We start from the raw sequence: 5,808 nt of genomic DNA, 5'->3' as shown, positions 1-5,808 counted from the left end.
CGCGGCAGGTCGAGCACGGTCGACTCGAACGCGTTGCGCATCTCCTCCTGCAGCTGGAAGAACGCGGTTCCGTCCGTGACCAGCGGCTGGTGGATCGGCGCTTCGGCCGAGAGGACCGACAGCCGCTCGTTGGCGCGAACCATGGCGCGCTCGATGAACAGACCGTCGATTCGGCTCGGGTTCTCGATCGCGTCGGTAAGACCGCGGCCGGGCTCGAGGTCGAGCGCGAGCGCTCCGGTGCCGAAGTGGACGTCGAGGTCGAGGAGGGCGGTCGTGCGGTGCGCCTTCTCACCCAGCAGCCACGCAAGCGAGGTCGCGAGGGTCGAAGCGCCGACTCCGCCGCGCACTCCGATCACCGCCGCCATCACGTGCGGCTTGTCGGCCTGGGCTTCGCCGCGCGGTCCCGACAGGATCATCTGCGCATGCGCGAAGGTGTCGCGCAGCTGGTCGACCGTGAACGGCTTCAGCAGATAATCGTGGATCCCGCTGGCGACGAGGTCGCGGTACAGGCGCACGTCGTTGACGGTGCCCGACGCGATCACGATCGTCCCCGGCTCGCACACTTCCGCGAGAGCGTTGATGTCGTTCAGCGGGTCCGCGGACTCGCTGAGATCGACGAACAGGATGTTCGGGCTGGCGGACACCGACAGCGACTGCACGGCGTTCCTGAGGCCACCCTTGTTGACCTTCTCCGGAGACCAGCCGTGCTCGACCGCGACGGGCCGGAGCATGTCGGCGGTTGCGTCGTCGCAGACGAACGCAGTGAACGGATCGCGCAGCCCCGCGCGTGCCTGGAACGGAGCGTTCATCACTGGCTATCCTTCTTGGTGCTGATGTCCTTCAGGCCCTTGGCGCCTGTCGGCGGCTCGGAGCGATAGAACATGACGGCTCTGGCGGCCGTGTTGACGTCGTTGGTCGCGGCGCCTTCCCGACCGTGAAGCAGGTCTTCGGGGTTGGCGACCATCGCCGCGAGATTGGTGTTCACGCCGCAGCCGAAATTCGACATGTTGCGATTGTCGAAGTTCGGGTTCGAGGGCAGGCTCCAGTTCGGGCAGCCAGGCACGACCGCACGGCGGCGGCTCACGACCACCCGGACGGTGCCCGGCTGGACTGCTCCGGCCGTCACCGGCGCGCCCGCGGAGACCATCATGCCGTACTGGCCGGCAATGGCGGCGACCTGGCCGCGAGCGGCATCGGCATAGGCCCCGTCGACATAGACGCTGTCGCCGTAGCCGAGGCCCAGCCCCTGGAACCAGCCGTTGAGGCGGTCCGCCTCGCCGGGTGCGAGCCCGCCGTCGGGCGCCGAGGCATCGAACACATAGTCGGCGCTGGTCACGACCGGCACGTTCACCGCCGGCAAGCCCTTGTCGGCCAGATCCGGCGTGTTGCAAGCGGCCAGCGTGGACGCGAGCGCAATGAGGATGACTTTCGAACGCATCGTCCAATCCTTCCTGTTGAGGCCGCCGGTCACAGCTTGAACCCCGGAGCAGCGACCGCGCCCGCTACCGGCGCCGCCGGAGCGGCCTGGATCGCGGTCGGCTGGACGCCGCCGCTCTTGCCGGTGAAGGTCTGGCCGAGGAAATCGCGCTGGACGTCGTCGGGCACGCGATAGCCGTCGATCGGCGTCGCGAGCTGACCCGAGACTGGGCGCACGAGGTACGGCGTCACGATGACGACGAGCTCGGTTTCCTGCTTCTGGAAGTGGGTCGACCGGAACAGCGCGCCGAGCACGGGGATGTCGCCCAGGAACGGCGCCTTGTCGATGCTGTTGTTGGCCGTGTTCTGCAACAGGCCGGCGATCATCATCGACTGGCCCGAGCCGAGCTCGACGGTCGTCTCCGCCCGGCGCGTGGTCAGCGAGGGAACGGTGTAGCCGTTGAGCTTGATCGAACCGGCGTCGCTCAGCTGGCTCACTTCCGGACGGACACGCATCGAGATCCGACCGTCGGCGAGCACCACCGGCGTGAACGCCAGCCCCACGCCATATTGCTTGTACTCGATCGTGACCGTGCCGAGCGATTGCGAGACCGGGATCGGGAACTCGCCGCCGGCAAGGAAGCTTGCCGTTTCGCCCGAAAGCGCCGTCAGGTTCGGCTCCGCCAGGATCGTCGCGAGACCGTCATCGGCCGCGATGTCCAGCGAACCGAGGAGGTCGAGACCTAGGAGCTTGCCGTGCGCGAACAGCGTCGAGCCGATCGCGCTGCGAAGCACCGTCGGCGCCGGACAGTCGCTGGTGCAATTGGCGTCCGGAAGATTGATTCCGCCGCCCTGGGCGATGCCGAAGCGGAAGCCGTTGGTCGAGTCGTTCGACAGCAGGTTGATGCCCATCTGCTTCAGCACCGAGCGATTGACCTCGGCGATCCGCACCTTGAGCGTCACCTGGAGCGGGGTAGCGACCTTCAGCCGGCTGACCGGAACGATGGTCAGCGCGGCATTGTCCTTGGTCACGTCGACCCCGGGATTGAGCGCCGCGCGGACCAGCATCAGGGCCTGCGCCGCGTCGTCCGGCGACGCGACCGTGCCGTTGAGCACGGCGACCTGGCCGACCGTGGTCACGCTGATGTCCGAACCGGGCATCGCCTGCCGCAAGATATCGTTGATCGAGCTGATGTTCTGGTTGACGCGAACATTTGCGCCATAGACCACCGACCCGTCAGCCGCCGTCGCGATGATGGTCGCTTCGCCGGCGTCCTTGCCGAACAGGTTAATCTGCCGCGGGGTGTTGACGTAGACGTCCGCAACCTTGGGGTTCGACGTCCACACACTCGCGACCGACCGGGGCAGGTTGATCATCTGGCCCTCGCCGACCGACAGCAGGACATGCTGCGAGGGGCGATAGGTTCCCGACTTGTAGGCCGCGGGCTGGGCTCCGGCCGGAGCCGGGGCGGCAACCGCCGCCAGGCCCACGGCCATGGCCGCCAGTGCAGTGCCGAGACGCGCCCGGCGAGTGATGGCTTGAATATTCATCTTAGCGAGCTCCCACCGGAACAACGGTGACATCATTGCCGCGTGCGACGCGGACGACCGGCCCGGCCGGCACGGCAGGCTGGCCGCCGACCGCCTGGGCGATCCCCTTGCCGAGGCCAGCCATGGCCGAAGCCATCTGCTCGCCCGCCTCGGGCGCCCGGCCTGGCACGGTGCGGCGCTGGAAGCGCGACACGTCGCCGCCGGTCGTATAAGTGGTGTTGGTGTCGATCGGCCGGTTCGAATAAGCGAGCAGCATCTCGCGCTCCTGCGCCGGGCTCGCGTTCGCCGGGATCTTGACGTCCCCGGCGGCAACCGCCCGCTCGAGCTCGGCGCTGTTGTCAGCGATCGAACGGAGCGACAGCGACAGCTGCCCGAGGCTTTGCGCGACCGCGATCTTCTCGGCGATCTTCGGAGTGACCTCGAACGTAACGTTGGAGAAGGTCTTGACGGCGGTCTTCCCGTCCTCGTCCTTGTCGGTGTAGCGCTGGTCGGTCGCGAGGACACGAACGTTGCGAACGATCGTCTCCGAAACCTTCAGCGGAGCGCCGTCGCCGCCACCCTGCACCTGCTGTGTGAGCACCAGGTCGACATGGTCGCCCGGGAAGACGAAGCCGGCGACGCCGGTGGTCGTGTTCACCGGGACGGTGACTGCGCGCATGCCCGGGCCGAGCGCCGCGGCGAGGAAGCCGCGATCCTGCGGACCGACGAGCGACCCGCGGGTCACAGGCTGGCCGGCGGCGATCGCATAGCGAACCACGGTGCCCGCCAGGGTCTTCGCGTCGGGCTGACCCTCGACGTAATAGGCCCCCTGCATCAGCTCCTTCGGCCAGGGCTGGAAGGCGAAGCTGTCGGCATCGATGATCGTGCCGACCGGAAGCGCCTTCTTGGCCACCAGCACCTTCGGCCCGACCGGGACGGGTGCCGCGGCAGCCTGCTGAGCGCCGGCTCCGGCGAACATGTTCTTGGCCATGACAGCGGTGACCACCGCAATGACCAGCGCTCCAACGAGCAGAGCAAGCTTCTTCACATCCATGGCGCGATCGCCTCCCCCAGACGGGTCCTCAAAACAGCATCACTGATCAGGCAAATTGGTTAAGAAAGCGTTGGGTGAGAATCGCGAGCCCGCCAAAGGCGATCGCGACCCCATACGGAATCTCCGGCCGGCCCTCGCGATTCCGCATCTTGTGCAGCACGAGAATCAGCAGCGTCAGCACGCCGCCGGCGAGCGACATCAGGATGAGGAACTTCACCGTGCCCGCGGGCGGGAACCACAGCGCCAGAGCCGCGGCGAGCTTGACGTCACCGCCGCCCATCATGCCTGCGTAGAAGGCCCCGGCGAGCAGCACGAAAACGATTGCGGCGGCGGCCAGCTGGATCGCGACTCCGGGCCAGGGCGACAGCGCCACCGATGCCCAATAGACCGGCGCCAGCAGCGCGACGGTGAGGTTCAGCCGATTCGAAATCGTGAAAGTGCGCACGTCGATGACCGCCGCGACGACCAGAATCACCGCGAGCGTGACGAGCAGCAGGTTGGTAAAGGCCGCATTGAACATGCGATCCTCACTAGACGGCGCGGCTTTCGAATTCGTAACCGCCAAGGGAAATGGCCGAATTTGACGTCATCATTGCCGGAGGCGGGATCGCCGGAGCGAGCCTTGGCGCGGAGATCGCCGCCAGGCGCCGGACTCTGATCATCGAGGCGGAGGCGCAGTGCGGATATCACGCGACCGGGAGGTCCGCCGCCTTCTATCTCGAGAGCTACGGCGGGCCCGAGGTCGCGAAGCTGACGCTGGCCTCGCACGACTTTCTCGCCGCTCCGCCAAGCGACTTCTCGGACCAGGGATTCTTGCGAGTCCGTGGAGATCTCCACGTCACGCGCGATGTCTTGCCCGAAGTTCCGCCGACGGTGGAAACGCGAATCGTCGAGCGCGAGGAGCTGGAGCGGCTCATTCCCGGCATCCGTCGGCAGTGGCGCCGCGCCTTGTTCGAGCTGGGCTGTGCGGACATCGACGCCGCGGGCCTCCACGCGGCCTATTTGCGGCGGTTTCGGCGCTTCGGCGGCGCCGTCGAGACGGGCGCGCGGCTGATTCGCGCGGAGCGCCGCGACGGGCGCTGGACAGTCACGCTGGAGGACGGCTCAACGCGAACCGCGGCGATTCTCGTCAATGCCGCGGGCGCCTGGGCGGATGACGTGGCCAAGGCTTGTGGAGCGTCGCCGCTGGGCGTCGCTCCGAAGCGGCGAACGATGGTTCAGCTGCGGCTCGGCCGATCCGGTCTCAAGCAGCTGCCGCTGGTCGATTCGGCCGAGGGGACCTTCTATTTCAAGGGAGAAACCGACAATTCGATCTGGCTCAGCCCGCACGACGAAATCCCGAGCGAACCCTGCGATGCCGCACCCGAGGAAATCGACATCGCCATCGCGATCGACCGGTTTCAGGAGGTGGTCGACTGGCCGATCGAGCGCGTCGAGCGAAGCTGGGCCGGGCTGAGGAGCTTCGCGCCCGATCGCCTTCCGGTCTTCGGGTTCGACGCTGAGATATCGGGATTTTTCTGGTGCGCGGGGCAGGGCGGGTTCGGCATCCAGACCTCTCCCGCCGCGGCGAAACTGGCGGCCGCGCTTCTCCTCGATGAGGAACCGGACGCATGGGTCGCGCACATCGAAGCTGCCGTCTTCTCGCCGCTGAGATTCGGGCTCAGGGGTCCTCCCGTTGGGGAGGCGAGCGAAACGCCGCCTCCCCCACCAACTTTCCAACAGGGGAACGGGAGAGTTGGTGATTGATGATAAGTGGGAAGTCGGCGTCGTTTCGCAAGTGAATTAAGGTTCAGATCACAGGCGGTGGT

At 67.1% G+C, this 5,808-nt stretch carries 5 protein-coding genes and 1 pseudogene; 1 reads left to right on the top strand and 5 read right to left on the bottom strand.

Annotated elements, in window-relative coordinates; genetic code table 11:
- The 5 genes and pseudogenes from VFT73_RS06240 to VFT73_RS06220 form a co-directional block, all read right to left on the bottom strand.
- A pseudogene (locus VFT73_RS06240) lies at positions 1–809 on the bottom strand (pilus assembly protein CpaE); the annotation flags it as partial.
- Entirely contained in the window at positions 809–1,438 is a 630-nt protein-coding gene (locus VFT73_RS06235) for a CpaD family pilus assembly lipoprotein (protein ID WP_326409298.1), read from the bottom strand. The gene VFT73_RS06235 and the pseudogene VFT73_RS06240, both read right to left, overlap by 1 nt.
- Before the next feature lie 29 nt (positions 1,439–1,467).
- On the bottom strand, positions 1,468–2,967 hold the full coding sequence (locus tag VFT73_RS06230) for a type II and III secretion system protein family protein (protein ID WP_326409297.1): 1,500 nt from the start codon (positions 2,965–2,967) through the stop codon (positions 1,468–1,470).
- 1 nt (position 2,968) lies between these two features.
- Entirely contained in the window at positions 2,969–4,000 is a 1,032-nt protein-coding gene (gene cpaB / locus VFT73_RS06225; RefSeq protein WP_326409296.1) for a Flp pilus assembly protein CpaB, read from the bottom strand.
- A 46-nt stretch (positions 4,001–4,046) separates the two neighbouring features.
- Entirely contained in the window at positions 4,047–4,520 is a 474-nt protein-coding gene (locus VFT73_RS06220) for an A24 family peptidase (protein WP_326409295.1), read from the bottom strand.
- Between the two features lie 50 nt (positions 4,521–4,570).
- Here VFT73_RS06220 and VFT73_RS06215 point away from each other — a divergent pair, with 50 nt between their 5' ends.
- Positions 4,571–5,746 carry an FAD-dependent oxidoreductase gene (locus VFT73_RS06215; RefSeq protein ID WP_326409294.1) on the top strand — a complete coding sequence of 392 codons (1,176 nt, stop codon included), beginning with the start codon at positions 4,571–4,573 and terminating at the stop codon, positions 5,744–5,746.
- The last annotated feature ends 62 nt before the right edge of the window (positions 5,747–5,808 follow it).

The organism is Sphingomonas sp. (assembly GCF_035758555.1).
Lineage (GTDB): Bacteria > Pseudomonadota > Alphaproteobacteria > Sphingomonadales > Sphingomonadaceae > Sphingomonas_B.
The sequence above is the reverse complement of the archived record's forward strand: the minus strand, read 5'-3'. Positions and strand labels throughout refer to the sequence as shown.

Coding starts and splice junctions, on each gene's coding strand:
- VFT73_RS06215 (WP_326409294.1), top strand. CDS start 4,571: ATGGCCGAATTTGACGTCATCATTGCCGGAGGCGGGATCGCCGGAGCG.
- VFT73_RS06220 (WP_326409295.1), bottom strand. CDS start 4,520: ATGTTCAATGCGGCCTTTACCAACCTGCTGCTCGTCACGCTCGCGGTG.
- VFT73_RS06235 (WP_326409298.1), bottom strand. CDS start 1,438: ATGCGTTCGAAAGTCATCCTCATTGCGCTCGCGTCCACGCTGGCCGCT.
- VFT73_RS06230 (WP_326409297.1), bottom strand. CDS start 2,967: ATGAATATTCAAGCCATCACTCGCCGGGCGCGTCTCGGCACTGCACTG.
- cpaB (WP_326409296.1), bottom strand. CDS start 4,000: ATGGATGTGAAGAAGCTTGCTCTGCTCGTTGGAGCGCTGGTCATTGCG.